At 50.4% G+C, this 16596-nt stretch carries 17 protein-coding genes; 12 read left to right on the top strand and 5 right to left on the bottom strand.

All coding sequences use genetic code 11. The annotated features are described in order from the left end of the window. Positions 1-189 precede the first annotated feature (189 nt). From ACYVI9_RS16505 to ACYVI9_RS16495, 3 genes are all read right to left on the bottom strand, one after another. Entirely contained in the window at positions 190-792 is a 603-nt protein-coding gene (locus ACYVI9_RS16505) for a DinB family protein (protein ID WP_460766737.1), read from the bottom strand. 64 nt (positions 793-856) lie between these two features. Further along, positions 857-3439 carry a type I DNA topoisomerase gene (gene topA, locus ACYVI9_RS16500; RefSeq protein ID WP_460766735.1) on the bottom strand — a complete coding sequence of 861 codons (2583 nt, stop codon included), beginning with the start codon at positions 3437-3439 and terminating at the stop codon, positions 857-859. A 379-nt stretch (positions 3440-3818) separates the two neighbouring features. Next, positions 3819-4658 (bottom strand): alpha/beta hydrolase, encoded by an 840-nt coding sequence (locus ACYVI9_RS16495; RefSeq protein WP_460766732.1) that lies wholly within the window; start codon positions 4656-4658, stop codon positions 3819-3821. Between the two features lie 116 nt (positions 4659-4774). Between ACYVI9_RS16495 and ACYVI9_RS16490 the strand changes: the two genes are divergently transcribed. The 10 genes from ACYVI9_RS16490 (at position 4775) to ACYVI9_RS16445 (ending at position 12235) form a co-directional block, all read left to right on the top strand. Next, positions 4775-5533: a Rossmann-like and DUF2520 domain-containing protein gene (locus ACYVI9_RS16490; protein WP_460766729.1), complete on the top strand. Its 759-nt coding sequence runs from the start codon at positions 4775-4777 to the stop codon at positions 5531-5533. 58 nt (positions 5534-5591) lie between these two features. Beyond that, positions 5592-6113 (top strand): KdsC family phosphatase, encoded by a 522-nt coding sequence (locus ACYVI9_RS16485; RefSeq protein WP_460766727.1) that lies wholly within the window; start codon positions 5592-5594, stop codon positions 6111-6113. A gap of 24 nt (positions 6114-6137) precedes the next feature. Then, on the top strand, positions 6138-7070 hold the full coding sequence (locus tag ACYVI9_RS16480) for a geranylgeranylglycerol-phosphate geranylgeranyltransferase (RefSeq protein ID WP_460766724.1): 933 nt from the start codon (positions 6138-6140) through the stop codon (positions 7068-7070). 28 nt (positions 7071-7098) lie between these two features. Next, a complete protein-coding gene (locus tag ACYVI9_RS16475; protein WP_460766722.1) occupies positions 7099-7677 on the top strand; it encodes a Maf family protein in 579 nt (192 codons plus the stop codon). 287 nt (positions 7678-7964) lie between these two features. Continuing rightward, positions 7965-8552 (top strand): hypothetical protein, encoded by a 588-nt coding sequence (locus tag ACYVI9_RS16470; protein ID WP_460766719.1) that lies wholly within the window; start codon positions 7965-7967, stop codon positions 8550-8552. Between the two features lie 113 nt (positions 8553-8665). Then, the gene (locus ACYVI9_RS16465) at positions 8666-9202 is read left to right on the top strand and encodes an RNA methyltransferase (protein ID WP_460766717.1); all 537 of its coding nucleotides are present in this window, start codon (positions 8666-8668) and stop codon (positions 9200-9202) included. Position 9203: 1 nt separating this feature from the next. Then, a complete protein-coding gene (locus ACYVI9_RS16460) occupies positions 9204-10127 on the top strand; it encodes a UbiA-like polyprenyltransferase (protein WP_460766715.1) in 924 nt (307 codons plus the stop codon). 60 nt (positions 10128-10187) lie between these two features. After that, positions 10188-10595: a Holliday junction resolvase RuvX gene (ruvX, locus tag ACYVI9_RS16455; protein WP_460766713.1), complete on the top strand. Its 408-nt coding sequence runs from the start codon at positions 10188-10190 to the stop codon at positions 10593-10595. Between the two features lie 64 nt (positions 10596-10659). Next, on the top strand, positions 10660-11241 hold the full coding sequence (gene def, locus ACYVI9_RS16450; protein ID WP_460766711.1) for a peptide deformylase: 582 nt from the start codon (positions 10660-10662) through the stop codon (positions 11239-11241). Positions 11242-11290: 49 nt separating this feature from the next. Next, positions 11291-12235, top strand: coding sequence for a hypothetical protein (locus tag ACYVI9_RS16445; protein ID WP_460766708.1), 945 nt, complete (start codon positions 11291-11293; stop codon positions 12233-12235). Positions 12236-12238: 3 nt separating this feature from the next. Here the strand turns inward: ACYVI9_RS16445 and radC are convergent, their stop codons facing one another. Continuing rightward, entirely contained in the window at positions 12239-12928 is a 690-nt protein-coding gene (gene radC / locus ACYVI9_RS16440) for a RadC family protein (RefSeq protein ID WP_460766706.1), read from the bottom strand. A 154-nt stretch (positions 12929-13082) separates the two neighbouring features. On the opposite strand from radC, the gene ACYVI9_RS16435 reads away from it, so the two are divergent. Together ACYVI9_RS16435 and ACYVI9_RS16430 are read left to right on the top strand one after the other, a co-directional pair. After that, positions 13083-14057: a ribose-phosphate diphosphokinase gene (locus ACYVI9_RS16435; protein ID WP_460766703.1), complete on the top strand. Its 975-nt coding sequence runs from the start codon at positions 13083-13085 to the stop codon at positions 14055-14057. Positions 14058-14085: 28 nt separating this feature from the next. Beyond that, positions 14086-14673, top strand: coding sequence for a 50S ribosomal protein L25 (locus tag ACYVI9_RS16430; RefSeq protein ID WP_460766701.1), 588 nt, complete (start codon positions 14086-14088; stop codon positions 14671-14673). Between the two features lie 375 nt (positions 14674-15048). Here the strand turns inward: ACYVI9_RS16430 and ACYVI9_RS16425 are convergent, their stop codons facing one another. Beyond that, on the bottom strand, positions 15049-16467 hold the full coding sequence (locus ACYVI9_RS16425; RefSeq protein ID WP_460766698.1) for a hypothetical protein: 1419 nt from the start codon (positions 16465-16467) through the stop codon (positions 15049-15051). Positions 16468-16596: the final 129 nt, after the last annotated feature.

Genomic DNA, 16596 nt, shown 5'->3' with positions numbered 1-16596 from the left:
CTTCAACGGAATTTAAAAAAGATCAGTTTTTTTACCGCCACCAAGGGGCAGACCGGTTCGGCGATGGCAGGGCTGTCCGGAAGACGGACAGTGATGCCATGGGCAGCGCAATACTTTCCCCACAGCTTTTGGAAGCTGGATACAGTTGGCCTGCTGTCAGGGTAGCTTCCCGAAGAACCGTGTAGGGTCTTAGTTTGCCGGAAATCCTTCCATCGCTTTTACAGACTCGATCTGGGCCACATGACGCAGGGTATGACCATTCACTAATAACAGCACCTGGTAGGCATCCAGGCGGCCCAGGGGTGATTCAGAGATATGATGACGCAGGTCTTCCTCTGTGTCGGCAATATAGCGGATATGGGATGCACGGCTGGTATCAAATGCCGCCAGTGCAGCGGCTGCATTGCTGAACTGGTGTTTGGGCTCCAGGCTGGCATGGGTTTTTACTTTATGGCTCCGGCTTTCCACCATGGCTTTTACCTGCGCATCTGTCGGCCTGCCGCTGGTATCGGTTTGTGGTGCTGACTGAATGGTTTGCTGCGCCCATTCAAAGATCTCATTCTCACTCAAAGCGATATGGGCCACACATTGGGCAATACTCCAGACCGTGTCCTGGGGTTTCCAGTTTAGTTGGGCTTCACTCAATCCTGCAATGCTGTTGTGCAGGCTATCGGCGCCTGCCTGGAAATACAGTTGGGCTTCCTTTCTTTCGGATGCAGTCAGTGTTGTCTGGGCCTGGCTGCTATATGCGGACAGCAACAGCAGACAGAGGCCAGTCAGGAGGGTTTTCATCTTGTTATTATTTAGAAGTTAAAATGGTTTTATCACTGAAACCCCCACAAAAATGATGCTGGTTTTACTTTCCCTTTTTCTTTGCCGCTGCCTTTTTCTTTGGTGCTGCTTTTTTCCTGCCCGCGGCCGCTTTCTTGGCCGGCTTTTTAAAAGCATCCGGCAGTTCGGCTTCAATCATACTTTTGATGGTTTCCAGCGGAATATCCGCCAGTTCTTCTGCGGTATACTTTTCATTATCGGGCTTGCGGCCGAGTTTTACCATTTTTTTGCCAAAGCGGATAAAAGGACCCCAGCGACCATTTTCCAGTGCAATCTTTTCTTCCGGCCATTGCCGGATATAACGGTTGGCTTCCTTTTCGATTTTGGCTTCGATCAGTTCCTTGATGTCTGCTTCGGAAAGATGCTCAAAATCATAGCGCCGGGGCACGTTGATGAACATCTCATTCCATTTGATAAAGGGACCAAAACGGCCCTTGCCCTTGGTAACCGGCTTCTGATCAAAGACCGCTATCGGGGCGTCCGCCTGCTGTTTTTCACGGATCAGTTCAATGGCCCGGTCCAGATTCACACTGAAGGGGTCCTCGCCCCGGGGGATCGAAATAAATTCCTCACCCAGCTTCACATAGGGGCCGAAGCGGCCGATATTAACCGATACTTCCTTATCCTCAAAACTGCCCAGCACGGCGGGTAACTTGAACAGATCCAGGGCCTGTTCCAGGCTGATGGTTTCGATACTCTGACCTTTCTGCAGGGATGCAAACCGCGGTGTTTCCTCCTGGTCCACCGTACCGATCTGCACCATGGGACCATAACGGCCCATACGGGCAATCACCGGTTTGCCGGATTCAGGATCAGTGCCCAGCTCTCTTTCACCTTTGATACGTTCCGCGGTTTCGATGGTCTTGTCCACATCAGACTTGAATGGACTGTAAAAATCATCGATCATTTTATTCCATTGCAGCTTGCCGGTCGCTACCTCATCAAATTCATTTTCAATTCGGGCCGTGAAGCCGTAATCCATAATATCATCAAAATACTGCTTCAGAAAATCTGTAACCACCAGGCCAAGGTCCGTCGGGAAGAGTTTGGATTTCTCTGCGCCGGTAACTTCCTGCAGGGTCTCCTTGCTGAGCTGATCCTTTTGCAGTGTCAGTACGCGGCTGTCTCGTAGGACACCCTCCTTGTCCCGCTTTTCAACATACTCTCTTTTAATGATGGTGGAGATGGTAGGGGCGTAGGTGGAAGGCCGGCCAATACCCAGTTCCTCCAGTTTTTTAACCAGGGAAGCCTCGGTATAACGGGGTGAAGGCCGGGTAAATTTCTCGGAAGCCTTGATATAGATCAGGGGCAGTGACTGACCTACCGTTAAAGGGGGCAGCATGCCATCCTGTGTGTCGTCTTCACTGATATCCTCTTCATCGCGATCCTCGCGATAGACTTTCAGAAAGCCTTCAAATTTGATCACTTCACCACTGGCGGTCAACTGTTCTTTATTCGTGGAAATATCAATCGTTGCGGTTGTTTTCTCCAGTTGGGCATCCGCCATCTGGCTGGCCATCGTGCGTTTCCAGATCAGGTCATACAATCTTTTCCAATCCTCACGGTCCACGCTGGTTTGAGACATATAAGTAGGCCGGATGGCTTCGTGGGCTTCCTGTGCACTCTGGTTCTTGTTTTTATAGCGACGGAACTGGTGATAATTGTCCCCATACATCGATTGGATGTTCTGGGTAATATCGCCCAGTGCGGTATCACTCAGGTTAACACTGTCGGTACGCATATAAGTAATATGCCCGTTTTCATAGAGCTGCTGGGCGATCTGCATGGTGCGGCTGACACTATACCCCAGTTTACGACTGGCTTCCTGCTGCAGGGTGGAAGTGGTAAAAGGCGCCGCCGGTGTACGTTTGCCCGGCTTTACCTGGATATTGGATACGGTATAATCCGCACCCCTGCAGGAAAGCAGGAAAGCTTCAGCCCCCTCACTGTTCTCATAACGCCGCCCTTCGGCACGGAAGGACAGGGATTTGCCGCTGGTATCAGTGGCGGTAAACTGGGCTTCTGTCTTAAAGCTGCTCTGGGACTGAAAAGCGTTGATTTCCCTTTCCCTTTCAGCGATCAGCCGGACAGCGACACTTTGCACCCTTCCGGCACTCAGGTTGTTGCGGACGCTGATCTTGCGCCAGAGTACCGGGCTCAGTTCAAAACCCACAATACGGTCAAGTACCCGGCGGGCCTGTTGGGCATTGACCAGGTTCATGTCCAGGGTACGGGGTTGTGCTACTGCTCCCTGTATGGCCGGTTTGGTGATTTCATGAAAAACGATCCTTTTAGTGGTTTCCGGGTTCAGTCCCAGCACTTCGCAGAGGTGCCAGCTGATGGCTTCCCCTTCCCGGTCCTCATCCGTAGCCAGCCAGACTTCGTCACTTTTGGAAGCCAGGCTTCGCAGTTCGCGCACGACTTTTTCCTTACCCTCACTGACCACATAGCGGGGGGCAAATTGATTTGCCACATCGATGCCCATATCGGCTTTCTCCAGGTCCCGTATATGCCCGAAGCAACTCTTTACCTGGAAATCCTTACCCAGAAACTTTTCAATTGTTTTTGCCTTTGCGGGGCTCTCCACTATCAATAAATTCTTCGCCATATATATAATACAGGTATGCTTTTATAAATTGTCACTATTGCCTTGTCGCTATTGCCGAAATGACAGCTACCGTTCCAGTCTGAACAATTCCGGGATGGCAGCGAACCGGCCTGACCACCCGCCGTTCTCCACTAAATGTAACTGTCACAGCCGGTGATATTGTAGGCAAGATTAATATTTTTTTCATTAATGCCGCTGAAAACTCAAAACTCTTTCGGTCAGATGCCTGGGTTTCAGGGCGTCCGATGCCGCCCGGGGCCCGGGTTTTAGCGAAATTCAGGTCCCGGTAAAAATCAGCGGGTCGGTTCAATTCGGAGTGGCCGATGGCTGCAGGTATACCCATCCTATTCGACAACTGCCACAAAAAAGGACTGGCAGCTCAGAGAAAATCCAGTACCGCAGCGATCGTGTGGGGATCCCGATAAATCCGGCGATGTCCCAGTCCCCGGGTGAGTATAAAGCTGAAATTAGGTAAGGCGGCCTGTCGGAGTTCCAGCGCATCCTTTACGGGTGTGAGGTCATCATCATGGTCATGCACCCATAACACACGGGCGGCAATCGCTCCGGCGCAGCGTTGCAGACTGAACCAGTCAATATCCCTGCCACTGAGCCGCCGGATGTTTTCATAAAAATATTGCTGAACAAGCGGATCCTGTATCCGCAATTCCCTAAAGAAAACTTCGGTCAATACACGGGAGTTGGCCGCCGGTGCAATAAATACGGCGCGTACAGCAGCGCTATGTGGCATTTCTGCCAGATTCATTGCTGTCGCCAGGCCATCGAAAGAGTGGGAGAGGTAGGCATCGAAGGGTCCGAAATCACGGATCAGGGCACCGATAAATTCCTTGTATTGCAGGGCATTCAGCTGCCTTCCAGCGCTGCTGCCATGTGCCGGGGCATCAAAGGCCAGTACCTGATAGCCCTTTTCGACCAGTTGCCGGGCCAGGGATACGAAATTTGCTGAAGCCGAGCGGAATCCATGGGCAATCAGGATTTTTTTCTGCCCCTCCGGGTGCCAGCGATAGCCCTCCACGGTTTTGTTCCCGAAGCGGTACCGGATGGGAATGGCGTCCCGGTACAGGGCCGGGTCCGCCCGCATCCGGGTATAGGGTGTACAGAAGATCTGAAATGCCCGGTCAGCGGCTTTTCTTTTGGAAAGCCGGGCCAGGAACTGAATTTCCATTCTGAAATACCGGATCAGAAAATTTTGTATTTTCATCGCAGGCGAAGATAGTCCCTGTTGGGTGCAACCGGACAACAGCTGAAAATATTGATCGCCGACAAACCGGTAACAGGCGCCGGCATGCAGGTCCTGAAATTAGTAAAACTGAATAGATGAAATTAGTGATTCTGGGTTCGGGGAATATCGCGGCCGTACTGGGCCGTAAATTTGTAGCAGCGGGACATCAGATCCTGCAGATCATCAGCCGCAATGCCAGCACTGCATCTGAACTGGCTTATGAATGGGATACGGAATCGGCCAATTACCTGAGCCTGATTAACCGGGACGCGGATTGTTATCTTTTTGCCGTCAGTGATGAAGCTTTGCCGGGCCTGGCGGCCGACCTGCGGCTGGAAGGGAAGGTGGTGGCCCATACCGCCGGTGCGGTAGCGATGGAGGTACTGGCGCCTGTTTCCGGAAACTACGGCGTTTTTTATCCCTTGCAAAGCATCCGCAAAGAACAGCAGGATATCCCCGAACTTCCTATTTATATTGAAGCGGCAAACGAAGCTACCCGGACGGTACTGACCCGGCTGGCCAGCTCCATTTCCGGTCATGCACCCTTAAACGCCGATCTGGATAAACGCAGTAAACTTCACCTGGCCGCGGTGCTGGTCAATAATTTCACCAACCACCTGTTCAGCCTTACGGAAGCCTATTGCAAGAAAGAAGGCATTGCCTTCCGGGAATTATTGCCGCTGGTAGAAAATACCTTTTCCCGGCTCCAGGATTTTTCACCCGCTGCGATGCAGACCGGACCTGCCGCCAGAGGAGATGAGACCACTATCGAAAAACACCTGGAACTACTTAGCGCTTATCCGAAGCTGCGCAGGTTGTACCAGCTGATGACCGAAAGTATTTCCATGCCCTAGGCTGTTCTGCGTTAGGTTTTTTGGTGGAAGCCCCTACTTTTGTAGCAAAATCAATTATATGAATATACTGGGTGGCCTGGAGCATATCAAAACTTTTATTCTGGACGTGGACGGTGTATTGACCGATGGCAGCATACTGGTACTGGAAAGCGGTGAAATGGCCCGGATCACCAATGCCCGCGACGGGTATGCCCTCCAGCTGGCCATCAAAAAAGGTTATCGGGTTTTTATTGTCAGCGGTGGTGCTCCCAGTGGTATTGAAAGCCGCCTCCGTTATCTGGGGGTTGAAGAAATTTATTTTGGCGTGAAGCATAAAAAAGAACTGGTGCAGGAACTGATGGTAAAATATCAACTGGATGCCGGTGAAGTCCTGTTTATGGGCGATGATATGCCTGATCTGCCCGTCTTCAGCGTTGTGGCGATCGGCGCCTGTCCTGCAGATGCAGCAGTGGATGTTAAGCATGCGGCTTCCTATATTGCTACCCAGCCCGGCGGGGGTGGATGTGTCCGGGAAGTCATTGAGAAAGTGCTGAAATTAAATAACGACTGGAAAGTGGATACGGAAATCGTATCTGCCTGACCCTTTCGGCAATCATGAATTAATATGGCGCTTATCAACGCTTTTTTCAGGCTGATCCGATGGCCCAATCTGGTTTTTATTGCGCTGACACAGCTTTTGTTTCAGTTCTGTATTTATTATCCCGTCTATGCGACGCGGGTGCCGGATCACGATGGTTTTCAGTTTGTGCTGCTGGTGCTGGCTTCGGTATTTATTGCGGCAGGCGGCAATATCATCAACGATTATTTTGATATCAATATTGATCGGATCAACAAGCCCGATAAAATGGTGCTGGGCAACCTGCTCAGCAGGCGCTGGGCACTGGCCTGGCATCTGGGGCTGAGTGTGGCCGGTGTGTTGTGTACGGCTATCGCCGTAAATTTCTTTTCCCGCTGGTACCTTGTCGTGGCCAATATCTGCTGCGTTATTCTGTTATGGCTGTATTCTGCAAGGTTTAAAAAAGACCTGCTGATTGGCAATATCGTGGTGTCCCTGCTCACTGCCTGGACCATTGCGATTATATTTCTTTCCAAATACTCTCTTCGGGATGCCCTGGGCAGTATTGATCCCGGTCAGGTCCGGCTGTTCCGGTATGCAATACTGTATGCCGGCTTCGCGTTTATTATCTCGCTGATCCGGGAAGCGATTAAAGATATTGAAGACCGGGCCGGTGATGCCAAATACGGCTGCCGGACCATGCCCGTGGTCTGGGGCGTCAATGTGACAAAAGTGTATATCGCAGTATGGCTGATGATCCTTATTCTCAGCCTGCTGATCATTCAGTTTTATATCCTGCAGTTCCAATGGTGGCTGGCCGTGATCTACTGCCTGGTGTTGATCATTGCCCCCCTGATCCATATTCTCCTGAAATTATTAAAAGCCGGCACGACGGCAGACTATCATCATTTAAGCAACCTGACCAAGACCGTGATGCTGACCGGAATATTGTCGATGGTATTTTTCTATATTTACCTTTGACATCCGGTTGCGGTAGGCGCCCATAATTATGACTGAAAAAATCATCCTGGCTTCGGGGTCCCCCCGTCGGAAACAATTACTCGAATGGGCAGAAATCCCCTTTGAGATTAGGGTACAACCCACAGACGAATCCTTTGACCCGGATATGGATAGCCGTGAGGCAGCTATCGCCGTGGCCCTGCGGAAAGCGGAAGCGGTACAGGCCGTCTGCGAACCGGATCGGATTATTCTAGCTGCTGATACCATGGTGGTAGCCGGGGGCCAGGTATTGGGGAAGCCCCGCACCGGGCAGGAAGCCATCGATATGCTCACCCGGCTGCAGGCGCATACCCATCAGGTCATTACCGGCGTCGCCCTGCTCAGGGGCAGCCGGCAGCTGCTGTTTGCAGACAGCACGGAAGTGGTTTTTCATCCGCTGACAGCAGCGCAGATCCGTTATTATGTACAGCAATACCAGCCTTATGATAAGGCAGGAGCCTACGGTATTCAGGAATGGATTGGTGTGGTAGGCATCCGGTCGATACATGGAGATTTTTATAATGTTATGGGACTCCCCGTCAGTCGTGTGGTCCGCGAACTGGCGCAATTTCACCAGGATCCTGAATAATCCCGCAGGGCGGGTTTTTCCCTGGCCTGGTTCACCAGTATCGGTGTTGCGGGTCGGCGCAACCTGCCAGGTTCGATGGCAGGAGCGGCAGGGCGCAAAGCTTTACGAAAAATTTAATTTTTGCCACTTAAGTTTTTGATTGACTGCGGTCTATCTCTTTTCCTGCTTCCTGAAATGGATCAAATTCCGGCAGCTTGGCATGGCCTTTGCCTCTAGGTCGGTGAACAGGTGATGTTCCCTTTTGCCCTGGCAGGGGAACCCGTTCGGAAAATTTTAAAACCTTAGTTATGAAAAAGAGAAATGTAGCAGTATTGGGGCTGGCCCTGCTCGCCGGCTCCCTGGGCGTACAGGCACAGAGCATGAAAAACACACTGAAAATCGGTGCCCTGGCAGGCGCTTCGGTACCCTCCAATAATGCAGCCGCAGCCGCCGGCATCGACCTGGCTTATCAGAACCTGATTACCCCGCATTTCGGATTGGGGATCGCGACCGGATACCAGCACCATTTTGGTAAAGAAAATGACCTGGGGGGTACGACCATCGACAATAATAGTTTTGGGGTCGTACCGGTAGCCGCGCTGATCCGCTATTATCCCAGAGCGGAAGGCATTTATGTAGGTACCGACCTGGGCTACGGGGCCCTTACAGGAGACGATAAAGTGGCTGCCAATTCAGGCGCAGATCGCCCTTCAGGAGGATTTTACCTCAAGCCTGAAATAGGCTACCATAACCGCCACTGGAATATTTTTGCGCAGTATGCCAAGGTATTTACCGGCGACAAAGGCAGTATCCAGGTGGGCAATCAGACCCAGAAATACAATGCCGGCATGATCGGCATCGGCCTGGCCTATAATATAGGGCTCGGCAATCAATAAGTTTTGATCCGTATCCTCAGGAGCGGCCGGCAGATTTTCTGTCGGCTGTTCTGTTTTGAAGGGGCCCGTATCGTGATTTGCTCGTTTTGGCAGAAGCTTGTTATTTTTGCGCGATGCGAAAATTAACCATGGCGGAACTGGGCCGTAAATCGGTGGAAGAGGTAAGGGGTACCCGCAAGGTGCCGGTGATCGTTGTGCTGGAAAATATTCGCAGTGCCTATAATGTCGGTAGTGTGTTCCGGACCAGTGATGCTTTTCTGATTGAAGCGATTTATATCACCGGTTATTCTGCCAGGCCGCCGCACAAGGAAATCAAAAAGACCGCCCTGGGTGCAGAGGAATCTGTCAGCTGGCAGCATTTTGCCAATGGCCCGGCCGCCATCGAAGCGCTGCGGCGCTCGGGTTATGCTATCTATGCGGTAGAGCAGGTAAGTGGTGCCCTGCCGTTGAACCGGCTGCCCTGGACGGAAGGGACGCCCATTGCCCTGGTTTTCGGCAATGAGGTAACGGGGGTGGAGCAGGAGACCATTGCCCTTTGTGACGGTGCCGTCGAAATCCCGCAATGGGGCATGAAACATTCATTAAATATCGCTACCGCTGCCGGTGTGGTTCTCTGGGAACTGGTCAGCAGAACTTTAAAACAACCATAAATTGCAGCACGCAAAGAAATACCTGAGCCTGATCAAATTTTCGCATACCATCTTCGCGATGCCCTTTGCGATGATCGGTTTTTTTCTGGGGGTACTGGCCTTCAGTTACTGGAGTGATGCCGGGGTCTATCCTTCCTTCGGGGATTCCCTGCTGGCTTTTTTCCGCGAAAAATGGCTGGTATTTGTGCTGGTAATCCTTTGTATGGTCTTTGCCCGCAGTGCCGCCATGGCCTTCAACCGTTACCTGGACCGGCAGTTCGATGCCCGGAATCCGCGAACGGCTGTCCGGGAGATTCCCGCAGGGCTGTTGCGGGCTGATCATGTCCTCTGGTTCACCATTGCGAACTGCCTGCTTTTTGTCTTTTGTACCTGGTGGATCAATCCCATCTGCTTTTTTCTGTCCCCGGTCGCCCTGCTGGTGGTGCTGGGATACAGTTTTACCAAGCGATTTACGGCACTCTGTCATCTGGTACTGGGTATCGGACTGGCATTGGCGCCCATTGGCGCTTACCTGGCCGTAACCGGCCGGTTTGACTGGTTGCCCATCCTGTTCTCGCTGGCGGTGGTCTTCTGGGTCAGTGGATTTGACATCATCTATGCCCTGCAGGATGAGGCTTTTGACAAATCACAGCAACTCTATTCGATTCCGGCCGCCCTGGGTGCGGGACCTGCCCTGCGGGTGTCCTCCCTGTTACATGTGCTCAGCGCATCGGCTGTCGTAATCGCCGGACTTACCGGTGGCTTTGGCTGGCTGTATTGGGCCGGGGTAGCGGTCTTCGCCGGTATGTTATGGTACCAGCACAGTATTGTTGGTCCCCGGGACCTGAGCCGGGTCAACCTGGCTTTTATGACGGCCAATGGCATTGCTTCAGTGATATTTGCGGCTTTTGTGATAGCCGATCTTTTCGTTTCCCATGCCGGCTAAAGAACCGGGCCTTCCCTACACACAGGAAAATTAAAAGTCAATCAAACCTAAAATAAAAAATTGCCCCGGATACTGTCTATAGATTATGGCCTGAAACGCACCGGGATCGCGGTAACCGATCCCCTGCAGCTGATTGCCACCGGCCTGAAAACCATTCCTTCGGCAGAACTGATTCCCTTTCTGAAGACCTATTTCAGTCAGGAAGCCGTGGAAAAAATACTGATCGGTCTGCCGGTAAACTGGGACGGCAGCGCTACCGATGCCACCCCTCTGGTGGAGAAGATCATCGGCAAGCTCAAAAAACAGTTTCCCTCGATGCCCATCGAAACCGTAGATGAACGCTATACTTCGAAAATGGCCCGGGATGCCATGCTGGAAATGGGCCTGAAAAAAAAGCAGCGAAGGGACAAAGCCCTGGTAGATGAAATCGCCGCCACCATCATGCTCCAGGAATACCTGGGCCGGTAAAAGGAGCCAACATTTCCCTTCGGAGCGCCGGTGATATCCTGCGCTTTTCAGTAACTTTGCATTTATGATTTTACCTATAGTTGCCTACGGCAGCCCGGTACTTAGAAAAGTGGCCGAAGAAATTGAACCCGGCTACCCGGATCTGCAGACCCTGATTGACAATATGTGGGAGACCATGTATGCCAGTAGCGGGGTGGGCCTGGCGGCACCCCAGATCAACCGCTCCATCCGGTTATTTGTCGTGGATACCGTGCAGATATTCGAAAGCATGGAAGACGAAGAAGAAAAGGAACAGTATCCCGGAGATGCCGGCATCAAAAAAGCATTTATAAACGCTTATATCAAAGAACTCAACGGTGCCCCCTGGGCTTATAATGAGGGCTGTCTGAGCATCCCCAAAGTAAGGGAAGACATCAAAAGACCCGAATCCGTTACCCTGGAATATGAAGATGAACATTTTGAGTTGCACACCGAGACTTTCACCGGAATTTCCGCCAGGGTCATTCTCCACGAATATGATCATATTGAAGGCAAGCTCTTTATAGATCACCTGCCCCTGTTGAAAAGAAAATTGCTCAAAAGCAAGCTCAATGATATCGCTGCCGGTAAGATCCGGGTAGATTACCGCATGTCCTTTGGTTCCTGAGGCGCAGTTTTAAAGCGCCCTTAACAGGGTTTTACTTTATTTTGGCTTTATGAAATCATTTTGTCTGACCGGTTTTTTGATCCTGGGCACCCTCCTGACGGTCCGGGCCCAGACCGATCCGGATTCGCTTCAGACCGATGCCCTGATAAAAGTGATCACCTTAAGTGAGGTAGTGGTGCGCAACGATCTCAACGTACCTGATTTCATCAGAAGGGTCAAAAACGATACGACTTTTTACAAGGCATTCAAAAACCTGCGTGTTCTCGGCTTTACCTCACTGAACAATATTGTGATGAAGAACAAGGCCGGCCGGCAGATCGCTTCGCTGAACAGCAAAACTACCCAGACCTACCGCAACGGCTGCAGGACCATGACCAAGGCCTATGAACAGGTAACCGGCGATATGCTGGACCGCCGGGGGGATTATAATTATTACACAGCCGAACTCTATGCCAGCCTTTTTTTTACCGAAGGCCGGGTCTGCGGTGAAACCAATATTGTGGGTAAAGCGGGCCTCAATCCCAGAAATAAATCAGGCATCGCCAAAAGAAAGGAACAGCTTAAAATGCTTTTTTTCAATCCGGGCAAGAAAATTCCGGGGATTCCGCTGATGGGGGAGAAGAGTAATATTTTCGATCCCCGGGCTACGGAGTACTATGATTTCAGTATCGACTTTGAAGTTTATAATGGCCGGGATGCCTATAAATTTACCATCAAGGCAAGACCGGATCTCAGCTCCGCCCAGCGGGACCGGATCGTCTACGACAATATGACGACCTGGTTTGCGGACAAGAGTTTTGAAATCCTCGGACGCAATTACGACCTGAGTTATAATACCGGGGCTTATGATTTTGACGTGCATATGGAAGTGCAGCTGACCCGCTTTGGTAAATTACTGGTACCTGCCGTTTTGCGGTACTATGGCAACTGGCATGTGTTCACCCAGAAAAGGGAGCGGGGGATGTTTACAGCGACCTTATCCGGTTTTCATTAAGACTTAGAGACGATCGTGGTCGGCAAAGCTGTAATAACCCTCCCGGCTGACGATGATATGATCCAGGACCTTGATATCCAGCAATAATCCGGCTGCCTTGATCTTATCGGTCAGGTAGACGTCTGCCATACTGGGCTCCAGGCTGCCGGAGGGGTGGTTGTGGAATAATACGATGCTTACCGCGTTTTTTTCCAGGGCTTTTTTCAGGATGATCCGGGGATCAGCGACGGTTCCGGTGATACCGCCTTCACTGACCAGGTCATAACCCAGCATCCGGGCACCCCGATTAAGGTAGACGACGCCAAATACTTCGTGGTGGTAATCCTTAAACCTTTCGCGCAGAAATACACCGATTTCCCGGGAGCCCCGGATGATTTCCCGATGGGGCAGGCTTCCCAGCTGCCGCCGGCGGCCCAGTTCCAGGGCGGCTGCAATGGTAATGGCCTTGGCTTCACCGATCCCTTTGACCTGCATCAGCTCCTTCAGGCTGAGCAGGCCCAGCTCATTGAGGTCATCGGCGCCTTTTTTCAGGATTTCCCGGGCGAGTTCGACAGCAGACCGGTTTGGGGTGCCGTTATGGATCAGAATGGCCAGCAGTTCGGCGTTACTGAGCTGTGCTGCACCGATGGTCAGTAGCTTTTCCCGCGGCCGGTCATCCGGGGCCCAATTTTTAATACCGCGCTTTGTCTCCATAATACCAAGGTAGCACTTTTCGGCCGAAATGCGCTGTGAGGCCCGCCCCGCCCGACTTAGCGGGGAATGAAATTTAAGACGGGTGATTTTTTTAAAAACATACCCCGAAAAAAGATAAAAAAAAATATCTTCGCCGCATATCTTAACAATTATCATGCATACAGCTTCCCCCATTCCCCATTCTGCTAAAATATTCGCCGGAACCGCTTCCCAGGAGCTGACGGCGGAGATCTGCGCGCATTTCGGTTGTACCCTGGGTCAGATCAATATCCAGCGATTTGCGGACGGAGAGATTTCTCCCAATTACCTGGAAAGTGTCCGGGGCGATTATATTTTCCTGATTCAGAGCACGTATTCTCCGGCGGAAAATCTGATGGAACTGCTTCTGATGATCGATGCCGCCAAGCGGGCTTCTGCCTATAAAGTCATTGCCGTACTGCCTTATTACGGCTATGCCCGACAGGACCGCAAGGACCGGCCCAGGGTGGCAATAGGCAGTAAGCTGGTTGCCAATATGTTAGTAGCTGCCGGCGCAGACCGGGTGATTACGATGGATTTACATGCACCCCAGATTCAGGGCTATTTTGATATCCCGGTGGATCATTTGGACAGTCATGCCGTTTTTATCCCTTATGTGGAGCAATTAAAGCTGGAAAACCTTACCTTTGCGGCCCCTGACGTAGGGGCAACCAACAGAATCCGTGAAATTGCCAGCTATTTCAATGCGGAAATGGTGATTTGCGACAAGCACCGCAAAAGAGCCAACGAAATAGCCGGGATGCGGCTGATTGGGGAGGTGGAAGGCCGGGATGTAGTGATTATTGATGATATCTGTGATACCGGCGGTACCCTGGCCAAATGTGCCTCACTGATCAAGGAAAAGGGGGCACGCAGTGTAAGGGCATTTATCACCCACCCGCTGCTCAGTGGAAAAGCATACGAGAATATAGAGAACAGTGTGCTGGAGGAATTGGTGGTATGTAATACCATTCCGGTAAAAAAGACCAGTTCCAAGATAAAAGTGATCTCTGTAGCAGCATTATTCTCAGTAGCCATTAAACATGCTTTTGAGAACAAGAGTATCACCAGTCTGTTTGTACATTCCAATTTGCGTACAACCAGCCGATAGAAAAGTAAAATTTAAATCAATATAAAAAATGAAGACGATTACAATCGAAGGACAACTGAGGACCGCATTTGGCAAAACAGCCACCCGCCAGGTACGCTCTCAGGGTAATGTGCCTGCTGTAATTTACGGGGGTGCCAAGGAAATCAATTTCAGTGCGCCGGCAGCAGCTTTCAAACCGCTGGTTTACACACCCAATTTCCAGCTGGCTTCTGTACAGGTAGATGGCGCTACTTACAGATGTATTTTAAAAGATCTGCAGTTCGACAAGGTAACTGATACACTGATTCACGTGGATCTGCTGGAACTGGTGGAAGGCAAAAAAGTCATTGCTACCGTGCCCATCAAATTTACAGGTGCTGCCAAAGGTGTTAAAGCCGGTGGTCGCTTTGTTCCCAAAATCAAATCCGTTAAAGTAAAAGTACTGCCTCAGGATCTGGCAGAAGCTATTGAAGTTCCGATTGATGACCTGGAAATCAACGGCAATATCCGCGTTGAGGATATTAAAGCACCTCAAATGGAAATCCTGAACTCACCGCGTATTCCTATCGCTTCTGTCGTTATGACCAGACAGCTCAAACAGGAAGAAGCTGCTGCTGCAGCTGCGGATAAGAAATAAGCTACCTTATTTTCAATAAAAACCTGCATGTAATCATGCAGGTTTTTTTTATGCAGGATTTCGGATCAGTCCACCTGGTCCATGATCCTGTGGTGAACGGATATTAGTATTACCGGCGTATCCGCCAGTGCATCTTTGATAGCGGGAAAAATGAATCGTTCGTACACCAATAACCTTATTTTATGGGTAAATTTGACCCATTGAAGTTAATTATTTTAAATGACGAACGCTGAGAATCTACCCTTTTAAACTAAATTATTTCGTTGATTTTGTTAATAATCAGTAGGTTAAATTTCTAAAAATTTAAAAAAGTCAATTACATTCATAAAAAAACCTGCATGTAATCATGCAGGTTTTCTAGTAAATGATTCCGGATCAGTCTACCCGGTAAGCAGTAATAATATCGGTTTGGGTGGAGTGCCCATCAATATCGGTCTGCACAATTTTCACGTATAATTTATCCACCCCTTTAACGTCAATTTCGGAAGCCGGTTTGCTACAGGCGCTTCCCAATACGATCATACCCACCGCCATCGTCAGACCGGTGAGCCATTTGTTTTTTCGGTTAATCAGTAATAGTCCGAAGGCAAAAACCATGATCGAAATACCCAGCACCAAACCGGTACTACTGTCGACGCCAATGGTAACGCTATAGTTTAATACCTTGTCGGAATTACCGTTATCCGCCTGGCTGCTGATGGTTTTGACGGTCTCAAATTGATTACCATCTGCAGATACCTGCACGGCAAATGAAGCGTTATTGGTTTCAGAGAGGGTAGAGAAATCCACCTGCAGGGAATTGCCCCGGATTTTAGCACTGACGGTACCCCAATTCACCGGTAGCACATTGTTGACCGGGAAATAACTGGAAGTCAGATCCGCCAGGTTGTCGCTGCTGAAAGTGCTCACCGGTCCGGTAACACTGATATCACCCGTCATATCGACGCCGGTGCGGGAGAAAAAATAGATACCGCCGTCTACGCCCTGAATTGAAAAGAATAAATTACCGGCGGAAGAGAAAGCAATACCGGTAACCAGTCCGGTGAAATCATCGCCACCGGGATCTTTTACCGAATATTTAAATTTCATATCGGTGACCGAACTGGCGTTGACAGCAGCTGCCAGGTCTGCGGCGGGGATATAATAAACATTGGTAAGCCCGCCACCGGCGATATCATTGACTAGGGCGTAAAGATTACCCATCGCATCGAAGGCAATATCGCCATTGTAAAAATTATTTGTCAGTGCCACGCCATCCAGGGTCACTGTTCCCAGTTCCTGAAAATCTGTTGCCGTGCCATCGGCATGGGTCAGAAAACGACTCAGGTAGATGGTGCCGGTTACATCCTCACTGGTCACCATATAGGCCCAGCCATTCGTGTTGGTGGCCAGCCTTCTGAAATATAATTCGTTGGTATTGCCTGCACCATTCAGATCCTGGGCAGTCATGACCATGGTACCGGCAGTGGGTTCGATGGCCTGGCTGCTGTGCGGAAAGGCGGGTATCGAAAATACTTCAAAAACACCCTGATTCGCCGCCTCGTTGGGAATATAATAAATAAAAGTACCGTTACTATTTACGGCCAATGCTGCGGAACTGGTGACGTTGTCAGCAGATGCATAGGTAGAAGTGGTACCGGAAAAAGTGCCGGTCGTCGGATTGACATTGGTATATTGGGTAATACCGACTGTGCCCCAGTTATTTACTGAGTACAGGGTATCCTGTGCCAGGACAGTTTGAGAGAAAAAAAGGCTCAAAACTGCCATAGTTAGCATCGTAGTTAACTTTTTCATTAGATGTTTATTTTATTTATAGTGAATATGTAATGCCATCAATGCAGGCCTCAGGCCTGTTTGCGTTCCATTTACCCAAGAAGGGCAGCACCGGCCTTTGCGGCTTCATCTTTTCCTCTAATGATAATC

This window comes from Niabella terrae, assembly GCF_054783135.1.
This window is presented reverse-complemented; position numbering and strand designations above follow the sequence as displayed.